The 22635-nt window shown below is 48.2% G+C and carries 19 protein-coding genes; 12 read left to right on the top strand and 7 right to left on the bottom strand.

Annotated elements, in window-relative coordinates; all coding sequences use genetic code 11:
• Positions 1–7: 7 nt before the first annotated feature.
• The 5 genes from H6629_16815 to H6629_16795 all read right to left on the bottom strand — a co-directional run bounded on the left by H6629_16815 (position 8) and on the right by H6629_16795 (position 4674).
• Positions 8–814, bottom strand: coding sequence for a PASTA domain-containing protein (locus tag H6629_16815; GenBank protein ID MCB9069454.1), 807 nt, complete (start codon positions 812–814; stop codon positions 8–10).
• Between the two features lie 34 nt (positions 815–848).
• Positions 849–1313, bottom strand: a complete 465-nt coding sequence (locus H6629_16810; protein MCB9069453.1) for a D-tyrosyl-tRNA(Tyr) deacylase — start codon at positions 1311–1313, stop codon at positions 849–851.
• Positions 1314–2351: an inositol phosphorylceramide synthase gene (locus H6629_16805; protein ID MCB9069452.1), complete on the bottom strand. Its 1038-nt coding sequence runs from the start codon at positions 2349–2351 to the stop codon at positions 1314–1316.
• 44 nt (positions 2352–2395) lie between these two features.
• Entirely contained in the window at positions 2396–3133 is a 738-nt protein-coding gene (locus H6629_16800) for an ABC transporter permease (protein ID MCB9069451.1), read from the bottom strand.
• 794 nt (positions 3134–3927) lie between these two features.
• A complete protein-coding gene (locus tag H6629_16795; protein ID MCB9069450.1) occupies positions 3928–4674 on the bottom strand; it encodes an ATP-binding cassette domain-containing protein in 747 nt (248 codons plus the stop codon).
• 159 nt (positions 4675–4833) lie between these two features.
• Here H6629_16795 and H6629_16790 point away from each other — a divergent pair, with 159 nt between their 5' ends.
• From H6629_16790 to H6629_16750, 9 genes are all read left to right on the top strand, one after another.
• Positions 4834–5343: a GNAT family N-acetyltransferase gene (locus H6629_16790; protein MCB9069449.1), complete on the top strand. Its 510-nt coding sequence runs from the start codon at positions 4834–4836 to the stop codon at positions 5341–5343.
• A 2-nt stretch (positions 5344–5345) separates the two neighbouring features.
• The gene (locus H6629_16785; protein MCB9069448.1) at positions 5346–5930 is read left to right on the top strand and encodes a sugar O-acetyltransferase; all 585 of its coding nucleotides are present in this window, start codon (positions 5346–5348) and stop codon (positions 5928–5930) included.
• Positions 5931–6059: 129 nt separating this feature from the next.
• Positions 6060–8843 carry a CHAT domain-containing protein gene (locus H6629_16780; GenBank protein MCB9069447.1) on the top strand — a complete coding sequence of 928 codons (2784 nt, stop codon included), beginning with the start codon at positions 6060–6062 and terminating at the stop codon, positions 8841–8843.
• Positions 8844–8899: 56 nt separating this feature from the next.
• On the top strand, positions 8900–10474 hold the full coding sequence (locus tag H6629_16775; GenBank protein MCB9069446.1) for a sulfatase: 1575 nt from the start codon (positions 8900–8902) through the stop codon (positions 10472–10474).
• A gap of 102 nt (positions 10475–10576) precedes the next feature.
• Positions 10577–11035 (top strand): hypothetical protein, encoded by a 459-nt coding sequence (locus H6629_16770; protein ID MCB9069445.1) that lies wholly within the window; start codon positions 10577–10579, stop codon positions 11033–11035.
• A 100-nt stretch (positions 11036–11135) separates the two neighbouring features.
• A complete protein-coding gene (locus H6629_16765; GenBank protein ID MCB9069444.1) occupies positions 11136–12467 on the top strand; it encodes a TolC family protein in 1332 nt (443 codons plus the stop codon).
• An 89-nt stretch (positions 12468–12556) separates the two neighbouring features.
• The gene (locus tag H6629_16760) at positions 12557–13525 is read left to right on the top strand and encodes an efflux RND transporter periplasmic adaptor subunit (protein ID MCB9069443.1); all 969 of its coding nucleotides are present in this window, start codon (positions 12557–12559) and stop codon (positions 13523–13525) included.
• Positions 13526–13540: 15 nt separating this feature from the next.
• Positions 13541–16645: an efflux RND transporter permease subunit gene (locus H6629_16755; protein ID MCB9069442.1), complete on the top strand. Its 3105-nt coding sequence runs from the start codon at positions 13541–13543 to the stop codon at positions 16643–16645.
• A 113-nt stretch (positions 16646–16758) separates the two neighbouring features.
• Positions 16759–17178: a hypothetical protein gene (locus H6629_16750; GenBank protein MCB9069441.1), complete on the top strand. Its 420-nt coding sequence runs from the start codon at positions 16759–16761 to the stop codon at positions 17176–17178.
• A 106-nt stretch (positions 17179–17284) separates the two neighbouring features.
• On the opposite strand, the gene H6629_16745 is transcribed toward H6629_16750, so the two are convergent.
• Entirely contained in the window at positions 17285–17506 is a 222-nt protein-coding gene (locus H6629_16745; protein ID MCB9069440.1) for a type II toxin-antitoxin system HicB family antitoxin, read from the bottom strand.
• Positions 17507–17820: 314 nt separating this feature from the next.
• Positions 17821–18570 carry a tetratricopeptide repeat protein gene (locus tag H6629_16740; GenBank protein MCB9069439.1) on the bottom strand — a complete coding sequence of 250 codons (750 nt, stop codon included), beginning with the start codon at positions 18568–18570 and terminating at the stop codon, positions 17821–17823.
• Positions 18571–19100: 530 nt separating this feature from the next.
• On the opposite strand from H6629_16740, the gene H6629_16735 reads away from it, so the two are divergent.
• From H6629_16735 to H6629_16725, 3 genes are all read left to right on the top strand, one after another.
• Positions 19101–19862, top strand: a complete 762-nt coding sequence (locus tag H6629_16735) for a DeoR/GlpR transcriptional regulator (GenBank protein ID MCB9069438.1) — start codon at positions 19101–19103, stop codon at positions 19860–19862.
• A gap of 21 nt (positions 19863–19883) precedes the next feature.
• Positions 19884–20957, top strand: coding sequence for an SIS domain-containing protein (locus H6629_16730; GenBank protein MCB9069437.1), 1074 nt, complete (start codon positions 19884–19886; stop codon positions 20955–20957).
• 143 nt (positions 20958–21100) lie between these two features.
• Positions 21101–22519: a GWxTD domain-containing protein gene (locus H6629_16725; GenBank protein MCB9069436.1), complete on the top strand. Its 1419-nt coding sequence runs from the start codon at positions 21101–21103 to the stop codon at positions 22517–22519.
• The last annotated feature ends 116 nt before the right edge of the window (positions 22520–22635 follow it).

Below are 22635 nucleotides of genomic sequence, written 5' to 3'. Positions count from 1 at the left end.
AATCCTGTTAGTATCGACCGTTTTCGCGTTGGGGAATTTGGTCGGTGCTGATTACCAGTTCCAATGATTCGATTTCCGAAACAGTTGTGCCGGTGGCAACAGACTGCGAAATCACTGTGTTCGGCACCAGATTGGGCATGTAACGCAATCGCGTGACCAGTTTTCCGGCGCTGAGCCCCAGAACTTCCAGCTCGCGTTTGGCGGATTCCAGACTTTTTCCGGCGAGATTGGGCATCACTAACGATGACGGAGGTGGCCCGAGACTGACTGTTAAATTGATAGCCTGATTTTTATAAATTTGTTCACCGGCGGAAACAGATTGGGCGATTACCACCTCGCGATACGGATAGCGCTCCGAATAATCGTAATCGACTTTCCCGACCTCGATTCCCACTTCCCGCAGTTTCAACCGGGCATTGACCAGCGTTTCCGAAACAAGTTTCGGCATGAAAATAGGCTTTTCACCGCTGCTGACAACCAGATAAACCCGTCGACCACGTTTGACGGTAGAAAACGCTGTCGGATTTTGGCGAACAACAGTGCCAACCGGGTAGAAACTATCGAAAACAGAATCCTGAACGATCGGGATAAACCCGTTGTCGTCGAGAATATCCATTGCATTTTCAACATTTTTTTCGGTGACATCCGGCAATTCATATTCAGATCCGTGCCGGGTATAAAGCGGCATCACGACCCAATCCACAAAAAGCGCGAACAGCAGCACTGCTGCCAACAGTGTCAATATTTTTTGCCACCAGTTAAAATTGCGGAATCTGTCAATCAATTGATAGATGAAATCTCGAATTCGGTCCAAATATGCACTCCGTAACCATTTGTATTTTTTAAAATTAATCTCGACGCGGCGACAGGCGGTCGCGGCTGTCGATGATGATGGTAACCGGTCCATCGTTGTGAATTTCAACTGCCATCATTGCACCAAATTCACCGCATTCCACCGGAATACTCAACGATCGTGATTTTTCCATAAAATATTCATACAACGGAATCGCAACTTCCGGGCGGGCTGCGTCGATAAAACTGGGTCGCCGCCCTTTTCGGGTGTTGGCAAATAACGTGAATTGGGAAATGACCAACATGCTGCCGCCAACATCTGCCAAACTGCGATTCATTTTGCCATCAGCATCTTCAAAAACACGCAAATGAACAATTTTCTCTGCCAAATAATCCGCGTCTTCCGTTGCATCATCATGAGTAATGCCGAGCAAAATTACAAAACCGTGCCCAATTTTCCCAATAATTTTATCATCAACGGTAACGCTGCCATGAGTAACGCGTTGGATAACCGCTTTCATTTACGAATCCTGTGGGTTGATGGCGTTTCGCTGCACGACCAACATTTCTTTCGATCCCAAATCAAAATTAACGATACGATCAAAAAGTTTGGGTATCAAAATATATTTTGTGAACGCATACGCAGTAAATGCATACAGCGAACCGATGATCAGATCAATTATATAATGATGATTGAGATACACGGCAGAAAACCACGCCGCTGCCGGATAGAGAATCCAGAGCCAGTGTTTGCCGCCAAATCGCAGCCACATAAACAGCGCAATGGCGCTCGGATATCCCGAATGCAGCGATGGAATTGCCGCAAATTTATTGGAATTAAACGTGTTCCAAATCGACCGTAACACGTTGCTACCAATGAGTTTATCGAAATTGACGAGTGCGCCGGCAGCTTCTAAAAACTCGCCGGTTGGCTGAACAAATCCGTGCTCAAAAACATACCAGGGCGGCGCGGCAGGATACAGCATAAACGTAACCAACGCCATAAAATTGAGCACAGTAAGCGTATAAATCAGTTGATAATAATTGCGTCTGTCGTTCAGTGTGTGCCAGATTATCCACCCGATAATCAGCGGCATTGGAAAATGAATCGCATAAATATTGGAAGTAAACACGTCGAAAAATGTTTTCAAGAAATCGCTTTCGTGCAGCTGTTGCCAGCTTTGAAAATAAAACGCCGGAATATCCGCCGGAGTCAGCCAGCCAAACAGGGATTTCTCGATTTCGTAGGGTTGAGCAATATTTATCGTACTTCGGAAGGTATCGGCGACGCCGCGCATCATATCATATGCCATCCAGAAAAAAATCCACGGTGCCCAATCTGTGAGCAACATTTTGCCCCATTTTTTACCGAGCACTGCAAAAGCAAAAATAATCAGCGCAAAAAAAATGTGGTCCGGCCGGGTTTTGATCAATTTTCCGATCAGGGTGAGATAAATGGCGATTCCCACCAAAACCGCAATATTGAATCGCTGCTCCGACGCATTCAGATAGCGCCAAAAAGCTTTCAGTTTTTCCGATATATCTTGTTGTTTTTTCATGCTTGCAACGTTAACTGAATTTTAACAAAAATGCAATTGCCAGATCATATTTTCTCATCGGGATTACCGATTTGCAATCCTTTTGGTGTCAGTTTTTTCTCTAAATTCGCCAGCAAAAAATCCATCAACAATGCCAATAGCGCGGCGGGAATGGCACCCTGCATGATCCGAGCTTTATCGTTCAAAGTGATGCCGGTAATGATCAACTCTCCCAAACCGCCCGCACCGATGAACGCCGCCAGTGTTGCCGTACCAATGTTGATCACCGTTGCGGTGCGAATGCCAGCCATGATAAATCCCGTAGAAACAGGGAGTTCCAGCATCCACAACCGTTGAAAACGGGTCATGCCCATCGCCGTGCCGGCTTCTTTCAATTTCGGATCGACGGAGCGAATGCCGCTGTACGTATTTCGCAGCACCGGCAGCAGCGCATACAAAAACAGTGCGATGATCGCCGGTAAAGTACCGATGCCGAACAACGGAATCATTAGCCCCAAAATTGCCAGACTGGGAATGGTTTGAACGATGCTCGCAAATCCCAAAACGGGTGCGGCAAATTTCGGGAACTGCGGCAGCGCGATGCCCACTGGAACGCCGACCAGCACCGCCAAAAATGTCGCCAAAAATGTCAGGAACAGATGTTCTGTGGTTTTTTCCGCAATTATTTGCCCGATGCTGCGCCCCGATTTTGGCGCTGTATTTTCGATCAAATTATTACTCACCAAAAAATCGCGGGCAACGGTTGCAAACGGCTCGTTGAGCACTTCCACCCGAAAATTCATCTGGCGGATTGCGGCTTCACTGATGCGATTGTCCAACAATTTGAGTACACCCGCCAATTTCGGCAGCCGTTTCAGCGTTGCGATGCGCACCATCGGCGCCGCGAAATACGGCGGGAAAAAGTGTATGTCATCCGCCAACGCTTTCAGATGATATTTTTCTAATTTGCCGTCGGTGGAATATGCGTCGGTCAAATCGATTTCGCCGGCGGCGATGGCCTGATACGCGAGCCCGTGCTCCATTCCTCGTAACTCGCCAAATTTCAATCGATAGGTTTTCGCCAAGCCGGGATACCCGTCCGGACGATTGAGAAATTCGTGAGAAAATCCCGCCCGGATTTCGCCCGCAATAGCCGCCAATTCCGTCAGCGTATTTGCGGCAATCTCCGGCGAAACGACGATTGCGTAAGTGTTATTGAACCCGAACGGAGCAAGCCATTCGATCTGAAATTGTAGCCGAAATTGCCGTTGCACAAATGCAAACAAGCTGTCCGGATTAACGCTGAGCGATGGTGCGTTGAGAATCGCCGTTGCGCCGGTGCCGGTGTATTCCGGGTAAATATCGATATCTCCATTGCGCAGCGCTTCGAAACAAATCAGCGTGCCGCCGAGCCCCCATTTTCGCTGAACGGCGTAATCGGTTTTGGCTTCGATGAGCTGTGCCATCACTTCGCCGAGTACCCGAGATTCGGGAAAATTTTTCGAGCCGATCGTTACAATTTCCTGTGAGTTTGCGGGTGTAAATATCAGCAAAAACAGGAAGTTGAGGAACGCAATATGTTTGCTAAAATTTCGCATTATCGCAGTTGGCTTTCCACAAATTGTTTCACAAAATCGTTGGCGGGATTGTCCCTTAAATCCGCCGCTGAGCCAATTTGTTGCACTTCTCCCCTATCCAGCACCAAAATTTCGTCGGCGAGCAAAAATGCCTCTTCGAGATCGTGCGTGACCAGTACCATCGTTTTATCGAGCTGGCGGCGAAGGTTCAAAAATTCATCCTGCAACTGTCGCCGGGTGATCGGGTCGAGTGCAGAGAACGGTTCGTCGAGCAGAATGATGGGCGGATCGGCCGCCAACGCCCGGGCAATCCCGACGCGTTGTTGCTGCCCGCCGCTCAGTTCCGCTGGATATCGCGATCGAAAATCGTCCGGCAGTCCGACCAGTTGCAGCAATTCCGTTACCCGCGATTCAATGCGCTTTTTTCGCCAGCCGAGCAACCGCGGAACCAACCCGACATTTTGGGAAATCGTCCAGTGCGGAAACAGCGCGGCACCCTGAATAATGTATCCGATTTGTCGCCGCAGCCCGGTCGCATCTGTGCCGGAAATATCTGTTCCGCGAATGATCACCCGCCCCGAATCCGGTCGCAACAATCGGTTCAAAATCTTCAGAATGGTGGTTTTTCCGCTGCCGCTGGTGCCGATCAACGCCAGCGTTTTGCCGTCTGAAATCGTGAATGACACTGCATTTACAGCCGGTTGGTCACCCGAAAAAGTTTTGGAAATAGATTCGACGCGAATGGTTTTGCTCTGCGGTTTATTCATCGGAAATAATACGGTAAATGGCGCATTTTTACAACAGTTGAATCGGTCGAACTGTGCAAATTCATCCGGCAAATCGCGAAAATAATTTTGATGATCGCGTGAAACTGCCTAAATTCGCTCAAAATAGATCAACAGTTTCATCAATATGAAAGCGAGAATATGCCCGTAAGCATCGAAACCGAGCGGTTAATCATCAGCGAATTTGATGAAAACGACGCGCCGTTTATCCAAAAACTGGTCAATTCTGACGGCTGGCTGCGTTTCATTGGCGACAGAGGCGTTCGAAATATCGACGACGCCAAAACCTATTTGCGAAACGGTCCGATCAAAAGCTATACGGAAAACGGCTTCGGATTGTGGCGGGTTTCGTTGAAACATTCGCAAACACCGGTTGGTATGTGCGGGTTGCTCAAACGCGATACGATGGCTGATATCGACATCGGTTTTGCGATGCTGCCGGAATTTTTCAAAAAAGGATACACTTCGGAAGCCGCAATCGCCACGCTGGAGTTCGCCAAAAATACGCTCAAACTCAAACGCGTTGTGGCAATCACCAAACCGGACAATATCGCGTCGATCGGGTTGCTCCAAAAACTGGGTTTTGTGAATGAAGGCATCATTGCGTTTAATTCAGAAGATACGGTTTTGCTGGGTTTCAATTTCGAATGAAAATGACAGAAAAAGAAAAAATGCTGGCCAGCCAGCCGTATAATTCCCGCGATCCCGAGTTGATCAAAATGTATCACAAAGCGCGGCGATTATTGCGGATTTTCAATTCCACTGAATCGCACGATGCAGCCGCCAAAACCGCTGCGTTGAGAGAATTGTTCGGGAAATTGGGTAAAAATGTGTGGATCGAAGCGCCATTTTTTTGCGATTACGGCGAAAATATTTTTATCGGCGATAACACGTTTATCAACTTTAACGCGACATTTCTGGATTGCAATCGCATTTCCATCGGAAAAAACGGGTTGATTGCGCCGAATGTGCAGATTTATACGGCGTATCATCCGTTGAAGGCGAGTGATCGCATCAAACAAAATTGGGATGAAACCGACGGCACCGCCATCTATCACACCGCCGCCGCGCCGGTGGCGATTGGCGATAACGTATGGATTGGCGGCAGTTGCATCGTTTTCCCCGGCGTTTCCATCGGTGACAATACGACGATCGGCGCAGGTTCGATCGTCACCAAAAATATACCGGCTAATGTGCTCGCGTTCGGAAATCCCTGCAAAGTTGTCCGGCAATTGTAATTTCCTGCAGACTGCTCAATCGCTCTTTTTCTTTGTAAATCCCCGATTTTTAATAGCTTTCCCGGAATATGTTGGGCATATTATCGCAGATTGCCAAATGTTAATCACCTTTTTCGCAGAAGGCACAACATGAAAAATCAGGTTTTACATTTATATAAACACAGCTTTATGGTGGGGTTATTTTTCCAGATTGCCATTGCCACCGGATTATTTGCCCAACCTGCGGCTCGCGATGCAATTTTTGAAGCGGTCAGCAAAGCGGATTCAGCCGCGGCGTTACTCGCCCAAAATTCCGATGACATTTTGCAAAAGGAAGCTGTTTTATCCGCTTTCCGGGAAGCGCTACTCAAAGCTGAATCTGTGGACGATTTTCTCGCCAGCGCGGCTATTTGCAACATGGTTGGTAATTTTTATGAAGCTCGTTCAGAATATCAACGGGGGCTCGGCTATTTTGAAAAAGGGTTGAAAATTCTCGAAACCAAAAACGCAACGGGAGCCGAAAACCTGTTTGACGATGCGTTGTCCGATTTGCAATCGTCATCTAAAGGGTATAATTCCGGCGACGGTTTTGCGTTGGTCACGGATTTGTATTCTGCAACATTTGACGATTTCGGCGATTTTTTAGCGCAGAACCCCACCAAAACAGAAGCCCGGTTATCGGTTATGCTGCTCATAAATGCCGGAAATATGTATTTGCAACAAAGTCAGTTTTCGCAATCGCAAACATTGTATTCGCAGGCGCTGCAAATTGCCAAGCGCTCCGGACTGGTGTCCGAAGAACGGCACATTTCTGCAAATATTGCTTGGAGCTACATAAAAAACAATCAGTTAGACAGTGCAAAAACACTGCTGGATGCGCTGCTGTCCGAACAACCTGATGCCCAGATTTCCAATCAGCTTCGGCAAGCGTATTTGGCTCGCGGTGCCGCATTTCGGGAAGAGGGCGATTTTCCGGCTGCTATTGCGGATATCAAACAATCGCTGGTTTTATATCAAACCGCCGGCGATAATCGTGGCTATTGCCGTGCACTGGCGCACCTTGCCTCAACCTATTTCGAAAGCGGCGATATCAAAACGGCAACAGATTATTATCACCAAACCCTCACCAAAAACGCCACCGTAAACGATGAAGAAACCGCGTGGCATGCCAACGGCGGGTTGGCAAAATGCTATTCCGCAACCGGTGATGATGAGAAAGCGTTGGCGTATTTCAAAACCTATTTTGACATTGTAGAATCTTTGGGCGGCAGATTTTCGACCGATCAAGGAAAGGTCAGTTTTTTGGAAAATCAAACGGCATTTCTCAACGATTATGCCCGAACGGCTATCAATGTTTCGTTGAAAAACAACGATTTCAGCATCGCGCGACCGGTGATCGAAAAACTTCGCGGCAGCTCTCTCGCCGCACTTCGGCAAACCAAAATGGGCAGCAAACCGCCGATTTCCGGCACTTTGCCGCTCACCTATCTCGAATCGCAATCGCCGCAAAGTTTTTACGAATTCTCGATCGGCACGGCTAACAACAATTCAAATATGATGGCGCAAACGTCAATCGGCATCACCTCCAACCAACTGTTTCCCGGCACAATTTCCCAACCGGACCCTGATCTCGAGCAAAAATTATCCCAAGGCATTGCCTCCGAAATGGGCGAAACAGCAGTCGCAAATGCGCCGGAGAATTTGCCAGCAGTTACGTTTCTGGAATATTTTTTACTCGATAACCAAATAGCTATTTTGACCAAATCGCCGGAGAACGATATCAATGGTGCCGTTGTTCCGGTATCGCCCGATTCGCTGGATGCGCTGATCAACGAATACCGATCCGCGCTGCACGTTCAGCAATCGCGCGGGATAACGGCGTCACGAAATGCAGTGCCGATATTTTTACCGACAGATGTTTCCACCATTCGCTCGCATACCAAATTGGCGCAGCAGTTGTTTCAACTGCTCATCGCACCGATTCGGCATTCGCTGCCATCCGGCGACAACCAAACGCTGGTGATTATTCCGCACCGCTCGCTGTGGATTGTGCCATTCGCATCGCTGCTGGATAAAAACGAACAGTATTTTGGCGATCAGTTTGTGCTCACGTACGCGCCGTCCGAACAGGATTGGGCGTCGATCGCGGCGCAGCAACGCCCAGCGGACCAACGTGATCCCAAAGCCTGGATTATCGGAAATCCGCAAATGCCACAGCTTGTGCAATCATGCGGTTTAGAAATAAAGTTTTCGCAACTATCCGGCGCAGAGGACGAGGCAAAAGCGATTGCACAGTTGTTCGGTCGCGATCGATCGGAGCTGTTTATCGGCAAACAGGCAGACCGGCTGCGGCTGGAAGCCTGGCATCAGGATTTCAGCGTGCTGCATTTTGCAACGCACGGCTTTGCCTGCATTGACGATCCGCTGAGTTCGTTTGTGGTTTTGAGCGAACTGGAACCCGGCGATATCGATTTACAACCGCAATCTGCGCAACTGGCGTTTCCCGGTGATCCACGACTCGCTGTAAAATTGAATGATCCGAACGACGATTTATCCCGGATGTCCGCAAAAATGGCGCCGCCAAAACCCGAATTTCCGGGAATTTTGGATGCCCGGACAATCGTTAATAACTTTTTCCTGAAAGCGGATTTGGTAACGCTCAGCGCCTGCCAAACCGGATTGGGCAAAGTTTTGGGGCAGGGCACGATCGGATTTACCCGGGCATTTTTGGCTGCCGGAGCGCGGTCGCTACTGGTCAGTTTGTGGCAGGTGGATGACGAATCGACCAAAGAATTGATGATCCATTTTTACACGGAATATTTACGACATGGCAACAAAGCGCTCGCGCTCCAAAACGCGATGATCGAAACGCGAAAAAAATTCCCGGATCCCAAAGATTGGGCGGCATTTACGCTAATCGGCACCGCCGAATAATGGGCTATTTTTGGCTCTCACTTGCAGAAAACTTTCACCAAAAAAACGCAGGTATCATGAGAAATCATCAACTTTTAGCAACACTGATTACGATTTTTATGTCACTGTCGATTGGGCAAATTGGCGCCAATCAACCGGAAAAACGCCCGAATATTTTATTCATCATGAGCGACGATCACGCGGAAAATGCGATCAGCGCGTATGGTAGCAACCTCATCCAAACGCCGAATATCGACCGGCTGGCAGATGAGGGCATGCGCTTCGAAAACAGCTTCGTCACCAACTCGATCTGCGGACCGAGCCGGGCAGTTTTACTCACCGGTAAATTCAGTCATTTGAATGGGTTACGCGATAACCGCGACCGGTTCGACAGCACCCAGACCACCTTCCCGAAACTGCTCCAAAACGCCGGATATTACACCGCGATGATCGGCAAATGGCACCTGAAATCTGCGCCAACCGGTTTCGATAATTGGGAAGTGCTGGTTGGTCAGGGCAGATATTACAACCCGATTTTCATCGAAAATGGTGAACGAAAAGAGCTAACCGGATACACAACGGACATAATCACCGAAAAGGCTATCGCCGCGCTGGACAATCGCGATCCGGACAAACCCTTCTGCATGTTGGTACACCACAAAGCGCCGCATCGCAACTGGATGCCGGACACCAAATATCTCGAAAAATTTAATCAGGATTTACCGTATCCCGAAACACTGTTCGACGATTACGCCGGGCGATCCGCAGCCGCCGAAGCGGACATGCGCATTTCTGATATGTATCTGTCTTACGACATGAAATTGCATCCGGGCGATTACGAAACCGAAACCGGCTCCGGCGGAAATACAAAATTTGCAGAAAACATTGTGGAAATTTGGAAAAGCACTTACGAATTATTTACGCCCGATCAAAAAGCCGCATGGGATGCTCATTACGATTCCGTAAATGCCGCGTTCCGCGACGCCAATTTGAGCGGCGAAGCGTTGCTGAAATGGAAATATCAGCGATATATGAAGGATTACCTGCGCTGCGTTTTGTCCGTTGATGACGGCGTTGGCAAGTTGCTGGATTATCTCGATGCGCACGATTTGGCAAAAAATACAATCGTGGTTTACACATCCGATCAGGGATTTTATCTCGGTGAACACGGCTGGTACGACAAACGGTTCATGTATGAACCGTCGCTGTCGATGCCGCTGCTGATCCGTTTTCCCCGGGAAATTGCGCCGGGCAGCGTGAACACGGATTTGGTGCAAAACCTCGATTTCGCGCCGACATTTCTGGATCTGGCAAACACCGACATCCCTGATGATATGCAAGGTCAATCGCTGAAACCGCTGTTTTCCGGGAAGCCCGTTGCGGATTGGCGAACGGCTATTTATTACCATTATTACGAATATCCGCACGGCTGGCACGATGTCCGGAAACACTACGGCATTCGTACGGATCGCTACAAATTGATCCATTTTTACGATGCACCGGATACCTGGGAATTGTTCGATCTGCAATCCGATCCAAATGAAATGCACAATATTTTCGATGATCCCAATTCCGTTTCGATTCGCGAACAGTTGGGCAACGAGCTGACTGCGTTGCAAAAAAAATATGCTGATCCGGTGGATCAACACTAATTGGCAAATTATTTTATGAATCGTGACTTGATTTCGCAGCGGATATTGTTCAGATTATCGCTGCATGTTAATCAAAAAATTGTTGCACGGTAAAACCGAAAAATGAAAACATTCTATCACCATAAAAAACGACTCAGTTTTATCTTTTCAACCGTATTCGTTTTGCACTTTTTGGTGCTGCACGGCGCGTTGACCGGATTTGTGCTGTGCATTGGCAACGATGGCCATGTGGCAGTGGAGCGCAGCAGCGACAGCAATTCATGCGAAGAATCCGGGCAAATTGATTCGGCAGTATTTAGCGAATCGTTGGTGCTGCACTGCAATTCGGAAGCCAGCCATTGCGGTGAATGCCGCGATGTGTCGCTGAATTCCGATTGCCGGGACGAACAAAGCCGCATCTCCAAAAACGATCTCGATCTTCAGACACCTGAATTTTCTGCCGCCATTCATTTACCGCTAAAATTTTCTGCAGACGAACCAATTCAGAAAGTCACAATTGGCGCAGTAATCATTTCAACCAACGTAATAGAGTCGCTTAAAAGCACTGTTCTTTTGATTTGAACCCACCCTTTTTCTCCAATCAATCATAAAAAATCCAGTTACGGATGAATACCGTAAACCGGAAAAATACGTACATACGCACTTTTACAGTGGGGTATTTATGTTCCGAAATCCAATAATTTGGGTTGGATGCCTGTTGCTGTTGCTCTGCGGTTGCAGCGTAAACCGGGCAGCAGCCCTCCGACCGGAATCATCGATAAATTTCCAGTTAACCGAACACAACAGCGCTGTTTCGGAGAGTCGCCAACCGGTTCAGCCATACGGCCAAATTACTTTTGCAGATGCATTGGCGTTGGCTCTCCAAAACAATCCGGGATTAGCCGCGGCGATCATCGAAATACATTCGGCGGAAGCGCGAACTATTCAAATGGCGAATCGCCCGAACCCTGAAATCGATCTTGAATTTGAAAATTTTGGCGGTTCCGGCAGCTTGCGCGGCACAGATGGCATCGAAACAACCATTGCGTTAAGTCAACAGATTTTGTTGAGCGACAAACGCCGCAAACAGATGGACGTCACCGCTTTCGAAAGCGATTTGGCAGCATGGGATGCGGAACGCATACGGCTGGATTTGTATGCAGAAGTGCATAACGCATTCAACCGATTGCTGATTACGCAGGCGGATATTGACGCGAAAACCGAATTGCTGAAGCTTTCTGAAAGCCTGCTGGAAACCACCCGTCAGCGGGTTGCCGCCGGAAAGGTATCGCCGGCGGAAGCTTCACGCGCGGAAATTGTGCTGGCACAAAATGCCATCGCGCTGAAAAAAGCGGAGCAACTGCGTGAATCTGCCCGCAAACGGCTTGCGGCAACCTGGGGCAGCCGCGATGCGCATCTTTCCCGGGTCACCGGAAATATTGACATTGAATTTACGCTCCCGCCGGAAGATACGTTGCAGAATCAGCTTTCGAACAACCCGGATTTGCGGCGTTTTGCTGCGGAAATGGCCCATCGCAAAGCCGAAATCGCGGTTGCGGATGCAAAAGTGATTCCCGATCCGACCGTGAGCGGCGGCGTTCGTCACATGAATGAAAGCGGCGATATTGCATTTGTGGTGGGATTATCCCTGCCACTGCCGATTGCCGATCGCAATCAGGGCAATCGCGAAGCTGCCCGGCTGAATTTGGCGAAATCTGAAAAGGAATTCGAAGCGGCAAAACTGGCACTTGCTACCGAACTTTCGGAGGCATACAACGCTTTTGGTGCAACACGCAGCGAGATATCGGCGCTCCGGGAGCAAATAATTCCGCAGGCGGAAAAGGCATATGCCAGTATTCGCGACGGTTATTTGCAGGGTCGATTCGATTTTCTGGATGTGCTGGACGCCCAGCGCACGCTGTTTGAATCGCGCGATCGCTATTTGCATGCATTGCGCGAGTTGCACGAAACAGCCGTTCGCATTGAACGATTAATCGCCCGGAAAATTCATTGATATTTTTAGGTAGAATTAACCGCAGCGGGCGCGGAAAGCGCAGAGTTAACGAGTTTAAAAATATGACAGTAAAAAACAGGATAAACAAAATGACATCCCATAAATCATCAAAAAATACCTTGACCGGAATGATTGCGCTAGCAGCGTTTTGGCTGCTGTTGGCGTGTTCGCAAAGCCAGCCGGAAGCACCGGAACAAGCGTCTGCATCGGCGCATGCGGAACACGATTCTCACAGCGAGATGTTGCAATTATCGGATGCGGAACTGGCGGAATTCGGCATCGAAATCGATACTGCAAGCGCCGGAACGGTCCAGCAACACCGCGACTTGACCGGCGAAATTGTCATCGATCCCGACCGGCTGGCGCACATCATCCCGCGATTTCCCGGGATTGTCAAAAAAGTGCACAAAAAAATCGGTGATCGCGTGAGCGCCGGCGATGTGCTGGCAATCATCGAAAGCAACGAAAGCCTCGCGCCGTACGAAATCACCTCGCTGATCGACGGCACCATCATCGAGATGCACCTCACCAAAGGCGAAGCTGTCAACGACAACAGCCACGATATCATCATCGCTGATCTCAGCTATGTGTGGGCGGATCTCGCTGTGTTTCAAAAAGATTTGGAGCACGTGCAGGTCGGGCAGCGGGCGACGATTTCTGCCGGGGAATCGATGCCGCCGTTCACCGGAAAAGTATCGTATATCAGTCCGACGATGAGCGAAGCGAAACGCACCGCCACCGCCCGGGTGATTGTCGCAAACCCGAACGGACACTGGCGACCGGGCTTGTTTGTGAACGCCGAAGTCGTCACCGCTGCGATTGAAGTGCCGGTTGCCGTGCCGAAATCCGCGCTGGAGCGATTTGAAAATCGCACCGTGGTTTTTGTGAAAACGCCGGACGGATTCAGACCGCAACCGGTGAGCATCGGGCGTGAAAATCACGTTGCCGTGGAAATTCGCGCCGGATTGCAACCCGGCGAAATTTACGTGGCAAAAAACGGTTTCACGCTGAAAGCAGAACTCGAAAAGGGCGCGTTCGGCGACGGTCACGCACATTAAGGGGGTGAAAAAGATATGCAAAATAGTATAGATTTTGTTCTGAAAAACCGGCTGATGATGCTCGTTTTGGGCGTTGTCGTAATTGTCGCCGGTTATTACAGTTACATGAAATTGCCGATTGACGCGTTCCCGGATGTTTCGCCGGCGCTGGTGCAGGTGTTCACGGTTACCGAAGGATTGGCACCGGAAGAGGTTGAAAAATATGTAACTTATCCCGTGGAAGTCGCCATGAACGGCATCCCGAATTTGCAAAATATCCGCTCGGTTTCCAATTTCGGGCTGTCGGTGGTGAACATTTATTTCGAGGACGGCACTGATATTTATTTTGCACGCCAGCTCGTCAACGAACGGCTGCAGGAAGCGCGCGAGCAAATTCCGGAGGGTTTCGGCGATCCGCAAATGGGACCGATTTCCACCGGAATGGGGCTGGTGCTGTTTTACTATTTGGAAGACGAATCCGGCAAATATTCGCTGGAAGAAATGCGCACAATTCAGGATTGGCTGGTTAAATTCCAGTTGCAAACCGTTCCCGGCGTTACCGAGGTGCTGGGCATCGGCGGGTGGGAAAAGCAGTATCACGTCGATGTCGATCCGAAATCGCTGCTGCGATACGGCGTCACCATCACCGAAATTGTGGATAAAATTCACGCGAACAACCTGAACGTCGGCGCGCAGTTCATCGAGAAAAATTCCGAAGAATTTGTGGTGCGATCGGTCGGGCTAGCCTCGAATATCGACGATCTGGAAAGCATCGTCATCAAGGCGGTGGACGGCACGCCGGTGTATCTGCGCCAGCTTGCGGATGTGACCATCGGCGGGGCGATCCGGCGCGGCGTGCAAACCCGCAACGGCGCGGAAGAAGTCGTTTCCGGGATGGTCGTGAAGCTGTACGGCACAAATTCGTCCACCGTGATCGGCGCGGTGGAAGCGAAGATGGCGGAGATCAACAACATCCTCCCCGAAGGTGTGCGCATCGTGCCGTATTACGAACAGAAAACGCTGGTTGAAGCCTGCATCCAAACCGTAACCGACGCGCTATACATTGGTATTGTGCTGGTTGTGTTGGTATTGTTCGCGTTCATGGGATCGATCCGCCCGAGTCTGGTAGTAGCGATTTCAATCCCGTTTTCTATTTTATTTGCGATGATTGGCATGCGATATTTCAATATTTCCGCCAATCTGATGTCATTTGGCGGGCTGGCAATTGCCATCGGAATGATGGTTGACGGCACTATCGTGATGGTCGAAAATATCGACCGGATGTTGCGGGAAGCACCGCCGGACGAATCGCGGCTGCAGGTGATCGCCCGCGCCTGCAAAGCGGTGTTGCGCCCAATTATTTTTGCGATTTCCATCATTGTGGTGGTGTTTTTGCCGCTGTTTACGCTGCATGGCGTGGAGGGCAAAACGTTTTCGCCATTGGCGTTTGCGGTGGCGTTGGCTATGCTCGGATCACTGCTTTTCGCGGTGATGCTCGCGCCGGTGCTGGCCAATCTGCTAATGCGGCGACCGGCAAATGGCGCGGTAGCGTCGCATAGCGAAAACGCATTCCTGCGAATATTAACCCGCGCATATCGTCCGGTGGTGACATTTTTTGTGAAAAAGCGCAGCGTTGCGGTGGGGCTGGCAGGGATTTTGGTGCTCATCGGACTGCTCATTTTTCCGCGACTCGGATCGGAATTTACGCCGACGCTGCAGGAAGGCACAATCGTTCTGAGACTGACCATGGCGCCGTCAATTTCGCTGACGGAAAGCACGCGCATCACCCAAATTGTCGAGCGTCGGTTGATGGGCATTCCTGAAATTGACGGCGTGGTAACGCGCATCGGGCGCGGAGAAGTCGGCGCGCACACCGACCCGATCAACAGCGCCGAGATGTTCATCCTCCTCAAACCCGAAAACGAGTGGCGAACCGCAGGCAACCAGTTGGAACTGGAACGTGTGATTCGCGATGAAATTGGGGAAATTCCCGGCGTGCTGTCAAATTTCACCCAACCGATCCAGATGACCGTGGACGAACTGCTCGAAGGCGTGCGTGCGGAACTGGCCATCAAATTGTTCGGCGATGATCTGGAAATTCTCAAAACGAAAGCGGATGAAATTGCCGCGGTGATTTCAGACATTCGCGGGGCAGCGGATGTGCAGGTGGATCAGGTGAGCGGCACGCCGCAACTGCTCATCCGGATTGACCGGCAGGCGATTGCGCGATACGGCATCAACGTGGAAGATGTGCAAGCCGTGATCCGCGCGGCAGTCGGCGGCGAAATCGCCGGGCAGATTTTCGAGGGCATCCGGCGATTTGATGTGCGGGTGCGATTCGCGGAAAATTATCGCGAAACGGAACGGGCGATCGAGAACATTCTCGTTCCCGGTCCCGGCGGGATTAACGTGCCGCTATCGCAACTGGCGACTGTGAAAACGGTGGTCGGTCCCCGGCAAATTACCCGTGAACGAAATCAACGCTTCATCACCGTGCAGTGCAATGTCAACGATCGAGATATCGGCTCGTTTGTGGCGGAAGGGCAATCGGCGATCCGGGCAAATATCGATTTGCCGGCGGGATATCCGGTGACCTGGGGCGGACAATTCCGGCTGCAGCAGGAAGCCAACCGGCGACTGGCGGTGGTCATTCCCATCACACTTTTGATCATTTTTTTGCTGCTGTTTTCCAGTTTTAACTCGATGAAAAACACGCTGTTAATTCTGCTGAATATTCCGTTGGCGCTGGTCGGCGGCGTGGTGGCGCTATGGCTCACCGGACAGAATTTGTCTGTTCCGTCGTCGATCGGATTTATTGCACTGTTCGGTATCGCACTGGAAAACGGGATGGTGCTGGTCACCTATTTCAACCAGTTGATTGCCGAAGGCAAATCCGTCGATGAGGCATCGGTTGAGGGCGCGTTGCTTCGGCTCCGTCCGGTGCTGATGACCGCAGTAACCACCGCGCTCGGGCTGATTCCGCTGCTGTTTTCCGGCGGCACCGGCAGCGAAGTGCAGCGACCGCTGGCAACAGTTGTCGTCGGCGGGCTGATCACCGCCACAGTGCTCACGCTGCTGGTCATCCCGGCGATTTACAAATGGTTCGCCGCCAGTGCACATCCGGTATCGGAAATTGAATGAACAGGGTTTTCGCTGATTTCGCCGATAATTTTTTGCCAATTTCGCAAGAAATTTATACCTTTGGCGATCCGTCTAAATTTCCGGTTGAATTAAATTAAATAAAGGTGAGCCAAATGAGCCCAACAGCAAAAAATATATTCGCGGTAGTTGCAGGTTTTATCGTCGGTAGTATTGTGAACATGGGATTGATTATGGTTTTATCGGAAATTATCCCGCCACCCGCCGGCGTTGATGTGACCAATATGGAAAGCCTGAAAAATTCCATGCATTTGTTCGAACCGATTCACTTTTTATCGCCATTTTTGGCACATGCATTGGGCACATTGGTTGGGGCAGCCGTTGCAGGAATGTTCGCTGCAAGCCGCAAAATGCGGTTTGCGTTGGGTATCGGCACATTTTTTATGCTCGGCGGGATTGTGAATGCATTCATGCTCCCCTCACCTGTCTGGTTTATGGTTCTGGATTTGGCAGTCGCATATTTGCCAATGGGTTGGCTGGGCGGCAAGTTTGCTGAATCAAAAACTCAATTTTAATTGATTATTGTCGCCAAACCCCAAATGCGATTTGGCGACAAATTGTTGGTTTAATTGCAGTTATAGCATCGACAACTCAGGATTGATCCGGCTAAACACGCTGCAATCATTCGCTGATTTCCACATGCGTTGACGGAATTTCTTTGCCGCAGCATTCTTTTTTTTCTTCGTCCGTCATCGATTCGAGGCACAACTCAATTGCCTCTTTGATATTCGTCATCACATGATCGAAGGTTTCTGCCTGTGCGTGGCAATTTTTAAGTCCCGGGCAGATCGCAAAGTAGCCGTACTGATCTTTCTCAATGTTGATAGTTAGTTTGTAATTCACCATTTCACATCTCCTTATACCTTTATTTTAGACATTTTCTGCAATAACAAATTGACGTTCAGGTTGTTCACTCACAATTTGCATTCTATAATTACTGAATGGCGATATTTCGCGAGAAACCTCCCTAAACCACGTTATTGCATATCTATTTGACACAAATTAATGTCCGGGATTCGATATAAGACTGTATCAAATTACATCTCAAAAACACGCCGTTCAAGCACATAAAATGAATTAAGGAAAAAGATAAAGCGAATTGTGAAGCCACAATCGCTCTATCTTTTGCACTCATCCTTTTAATGTAAGGAGGATTTTTAAATGGTGGAGGAATCAGATATATTGCTACCGTTTGATCTTTGGGCGTCAATTAGTGCGGACAAAAGCTCGATGCCCGCCAATTGCTCAGGGTGATCACTACCCAATTCAGATTTTCGAATTTCCACAGCATTCCATGCATATCTTTCAGCGTCGGAAAGTCGCCCCCGTGCCTGCTCCAAGACAGCCAGATTGTGGTAAATGACCGCGGAATAGAGATGTTTTTCGCCCAACAACGCATCGTTGATGGATAGCGCTTTCAAATAATACACTTCTGCTTTTTCATAATTGCCCAGCGATTTATAAAGCATTCCCAGATTATTCCAGATCGCAGACAAATCCAAATCCATTTCACCAAACATCGACTCCCCTATCTGTATTGCCAAATGAAATGCTCGTTCCGAAGCTTCATATTTACCCAAAGACCGGTAAATCGCACCAAGATCGCGGATCGCCTGCACACGGAGGCGCAACATATCGATGTTCATTTCGGGTAGTTTCGACAAAATATTTGTCGCGCGTTCAAACGCGTTTTGCGCATGTTTTAATTTTCCGCGTATCTCCAAAATTCTACCCAAATTCACCAAAACGCTGGCGATATCCGTATGCTCGGTTTCATGCGTGAATTCGAATATTTTCAGCGATTTTTTTGCCAATTTTTCAGCCTGAATTAATCGCCCCTGATGACGCAGCCGTATTGCCTCATCGTGTAAATTACATGCTTTTATTAGCCAGTTTTTCTGGTCCATAAAAATCTTCCGAAGCTGTCATTGTCAAAGCGCCAGCTTTTTGGTCCGGCAACTCACCGAAACAGCAGTATCGATGAATAGTCCAACAGATTTTAAATTGAGTTCAACACAAACTTACCGCAATCGCAACCGGGATTCTACCAATCAGGAAACAAAACTGTTTACTGACGAAACATTTTTAGAAATACAAAATTCCTGCGAAAAATTACGGGTTAGGCATATGGCGTTCAAATACGGCTATCGCTTTTGGCAAAAAAACGTGTATCCGTTGAATTGACGGACCTTCGCGGTCGGTTTGTTTTATGTTTTCGGATAATCAGCCGTTCGTTGCGGTATCTTACAATTGAAACAAATTTTAGTGAATTTGAGAAATATTCCTTGACAATATGCACGCTTTTCGATAAACTCGAAACAGAACGAAAGAAAATGCAATATAAAGAAAGTTTTAATACTTGCGAGTTCTTTCGTATTGACTGGCGAGCTTCTGAGCTTACGGTGACAGTTTTATCTCAAACGCAAAGGTAAAGACGATGCTGACCGAGGAAAGAAGACAAAAACTGCAAAACATCATCTCGCAAAAAAAACGCCTCGTTGTAAAGGATGTCGCTTCAGCATTAAATATTTCAAAAGTTACGATTCGCAAAGATTTGGAAATTCTGGAAAAAAGAGGGCTTATCTCACGGGTTCACGGTGGGGCAATTTTAAAAGAAGGTTCGGTTCCTGATCTCGCTTTGACGGAAAAAGAACGCCTTCACACCGATACCAAGCTTCGCATTGCAGACAAAGCCATTGAGATGATTCGTCCCGGCGATTCGATAATTCTCGATTCCGGATCTACCACAACACAAATCGCCCGAAGAATTAAATTTCTCAAAATCAATATAAAGGTTATTACCAACGCCATAAATATTGCAACTGAATTAGCCGGACAACACAACGAAGTTGTTTTAACCGGCGGATTTTTGCGGGAGAAATCTTTCTCGCTGGTCGGGCCGTTTGCGGAAGATGCACTGAAAAACCTGCATGCAGACAAGCTTTTTCTGGGTGTTGACGGCATTCATTTTGACTATGGGTTGATGACTCCAAACATGATGGAAGGCCGCGTAAACCAATTGATGATGAGAATTGCCCGCGAAATAATTCTGGTTGCGGACTCATCAAAATTTGGTAAAAGAAGCATGTCTGTGATCGGCAAAATCCAGGATGTGGACAAAGTAATTACCGATAAAAATATACAAAAGGACGATTTCAACAGGCTCAGGGATTTGGGTATTGAAATTATTCTGGTTTAGCGTAATTAAGGAGGCTCTTTCATGTCCGAAAAATCTGAAGAAAGTGACTTTACCTATCAGGAAATACTCCGCCAACAAGCCGGATGGAAGAAAGCTATTGTACATTGGCATTCACAAAACGATGCCTTGAAATCCATTGTTGACAAATTTAAAGATCGTATCTGGGTGTTTTCCGGGTGCGGGACATCCTATTATCTTGCACAAACAGCGAGTTCTTTATTTGAGCTAATAACCGGTATTCGATCCCTTGCTGTGCCGGCATCCGAGGTTTTAACTTATCCCGAAATCGTTTTTAACCCGAAAAGCAACTACCTTTTTATTCCCCTCTCCCGCTCCGGCACAACCACCGAGACGGTGAAGGCAGCAGAAATCGCCAGGGATTTATTCGACATTCCAACATTTGCGATTTCCTGCAATTCTCAATCTGCAATGAGCACTCAAAGCCAGGACCGGTTGGAATTTCCTTTTGAAACAGAACGCAGCGTTGTGATGACCGGCTCGTTTACAACGATGTTGTTGAGCATCATTTATTTAGCCGCCGTTGCGGCAAACGACACGGATTTACTGTCACAATTGAATAGTATCCCCGATGCAAGTTTTGCGTTAATGACTAAAAATCAATCACTTATCCAGAAAATTGCTGCCAACCGACTATCGCAGGAATTTGTATTTTTGGGGCAAGGTCCCATGTTGGGCATTGCCAACGAAGCTTCGTTAAAAATGCAGGAAATGACGATCTCCGTTTCCCACGCTTTTCATGCACTGGAGTATCGCCACGGACCTATGTCCACTGCAACACAAAACACCTTAATTTGCATTTTGTGTTGCCAACCTGCTCTCAGATATGAAATTCCACTCGTAAAGGACCTCAAAAAGTTAGGCGCAAACATTTTGGTATTTCACTCCCACTCAAACGGCCGCTTTTCAGATTTCACGGATTACGAAATCAACATTCAGGATGAATTTTCAGACTTGCTTAAACCATTGTTATTTATGCCTTTGCTGCAGATGCTGGCTTATTATCGCGCAAAGGCAAAAAATATTAATCCCGATACACCGAAAAATCTTTCGCAGGTGGTTGAGTTAAGCCTATAACCCGTTTTTGGATGTCTGTTTACCCACAAACTGATGTTCCGCAACGCATTGTCCGGAACAGTTTTCGCCAGAATAGCTATGTCCGTTTTGCTTTTTACTACGGACGAAGCTGTAATTAGAATCGATGATGCACAGGAATATGAATGATCGCTAAAATCAAAAATAACAAACACTTGACGATGTTGACGCATCTCCGCAAAATGATGCTGGCTTTTTGCTGCATTGGATTTTTGCTGCCATTGTGGGGATTAGCGCAAACAGAGAGCAGTGTGCCGTTAGCGACATTTGAGCTTTCGTTGCAAAGCAAAGGAATGCTGGCTTTTGATCTCGATGTTTGTCAATTGCAGGGCAACAACGGCACCACGGCGCTCGAGTTGCAATATGCCTTAGATTTGCGACAATTGGTAAATAAAACCAGCAAAATGGATTCGGTGCGTTTTCATGTGAAGATAAAATTTTTGGATATGCAATCACAGTTGATTCATGCCAGCGAATCGCTGAAATCTGTTGCGATTGATACCACAAAGGATAGCCGGGAAAACCTGACATTTGTGGATCTCAACCGCTTTTCGATAAGCGCGGATACGTTACAACTTTTTGTGAACATTAGCGATGCGGATAACAAAAAACAGGGTCGGATCAATACTGCACTTGTGGTAAAATCATTGCCCGAAAGTCGGTTGTCGATTAGCGATCCAGTATTTTTATCGCATGTGCAACGGGCGAGCGAACCTAACGCGTTTGTCCGGCAGGGATTTTTGATGATTCCCAACCCTAACCGAATTTATCGGACAGATGGTACACACACGGATTTGACCATTTATCAGGAAATTAACGGGCTAACGTTTGATGTCGAAAACCCATCGGTTTACAGCCTGAATTACACGATCAGCGATTTGACCGGAAAAGAAGTGAAAAACCTGAAATACCAGACCTTGCCGGTTACCCGCAGCAACATTTCCCGGCTGGATAAACTTTCGTTAGCCGATCTGCAAACCGGCGTATATCGCCTGAAAGTGCAGGTTATCGACATCGCGAGCAATACCGGTGCAAGCTTGCAAAAATATTTCAGGGTTGTTACCGGGCAGGAAAGCGAAGGTATGTTACTCCCGATGGGCAAAGCGGATATTCAAAAGTATGCCAAACAGATTCAATATTTGGCCAGTTCAGAGGAAAAAGCGCTGTTTCACTCCCTCGATTCTCATGGCAAACAGGCGTTTTTACTGCAGTTTTGGCGCTCTCGCGATACAACGCCCGAGACCCCCGAAAACGAATTTATGATGGAATATTTCAAAAGAATCGCCTATTGCGATGCGCATTTCACCAACGGCATCAGCTCCGATCAGGGGCGCATTTATTTGAAATATGGCGAACCGATGGAAATTCAACGGTTTAAAGCTTCGACGCAATATACCAAGCCTGTCGAAATCTGGATTTATGCGGTGGAAGGAACCAGCGAATTTGTTTTTGTTGACCGCATCGGTGGCGATCAATTTACGTTGATGCATTCATCGCACCCCGATGAGTATCACAATCCGGATTGGGCGGAAACGTTGCAGTAAATCATTAGATAAACCATACGCTAAAAATAACAGAAAGGAGCTGTATAGCGAATCAAATGCTTCAACGATTGCCGGTCATGAGTTGATCGTTCAGAAATCCTGTAAAGTTGCACGTC

The organism is Calditrichia bacterium (genome assembly GCA_020634975.1).
GTDB lineage: Bacteria > Calditrichota > Calditrichia > RBG-13-44-9 > J075 > JACKAQ01.
The sequence above is the reverse complement of the archived record's forward strand: the minus strand, read 5'-3'. Positions and strand labels throughout refer to the sequence as shown.

Coding starts and splice junctions, on each gene's coding strand:
- H6629_16810 (MCB9069453.1), bottom strand. CDS start 1,313: ATGAAAGCGGTTATCCAACGCGTTACTCATGGCAGCGTTACCGTTGAT.
- H6629_16805 (MCB9069452.1), bottom strand. CDS start 2,351: ATGAAAAAACAACAAGATATATCGGAAAAACTGAAAGCTTTTTGGCGC.
- H6629_16800 (MCB9069451.1), bottom strand. CDS start 3,133: ATGAATTTTCGGGTGGAAGTGCTCAACGAGCCGTTTGCAACCGTTGCC.
- H6629_16795 (MCB9069450.1), bottom strand. CDS start 4,674: ATGAATAAACCGCAGAGCAAAACCATTCGCGTCGAATCTATTTCCAAA.
- H6629_16790 (MCB9069449.1), top strand. CDS start 4,834: ATGCCCGTAAGCATCGAAACCGAGCGGTTAATCATCAGCGAATTTGAT.
- H6629_16785 (MCB9069448.1), top strand. CDS start 5,346: ATGACAGAAAAAGAAAAAATGCTGGCCAGCCAGCCGTATAATTCCCGC.
- H6629_16780 (MCB9069447.1), top strand. CDS start 6,060: ATGAAAAATCAGGTTTTACATTTATATAAACACAGCTTTATGGTGGGG.
- H6629_16775 (MCB9069446.1), top strand. CDS start 8,900: ATGAGAAATCATCAACTTTTAGCAACACTGATTACGATTTTTATGTCA.
- H6629_16770 (MCB9069445.1), top strand. CDS start 10,577: ATGAAAACATTCTATCACCATAAAAAACGACTCAGTTTTATCTTTTCA.
- H6629_16765 (MCB9069444.1), top strand. CDS start 11,136: ATGTTCCGAAATCCAATAATTTGGGTTGGATGCCTGTTGCTGTTGCTC.
- H6629_16760 (MCB9069443.1), top strand. CDS start 12,557: ATGACATCCCATAAATCATCAAAAAATACCTTGACCGGAATGATTGCG.
- H6629_16755 (MCB9069442.1), top strand. CDS start 13,541: ATGCAAAATAGTATAGATTTTGTTCTGAAAAACCGGCTGATGATGCTC.
- H6629_16750 (MCB9069441.1), top strand. CDS start 16,759: ATGAGCCCAACAGCAAAAAATATATTCGCGGTAGTTGCAGGTTTTATC.
- H6629_16740 (MCB9069439.1), bottom strand. CDS start 18,570: ATGGACCAGAAAAACTGGCTAATAAAAGCATGTAATTTACACGATGAG.
- H6629_16735 (MCB9069438.1), top strand. CDS start 19,101: ATGCTGACCGAGGAAAGAAGACAAAAACTGCAAAACATCATCTCGCAA.
- H6629_16730 (MCB9069437.1), top strand. CDS start 19,884: ATGTCCGAAAAATCTGAAGAAAGTGACTTTACCTATCAGGAAATACTC.
- H6629_16725 (MCB9069436.1), top strand. CDS start 21,101: ATGATCGCTAAAATCAAAAATAACAAACACTTGACGATGTTGACGCAT.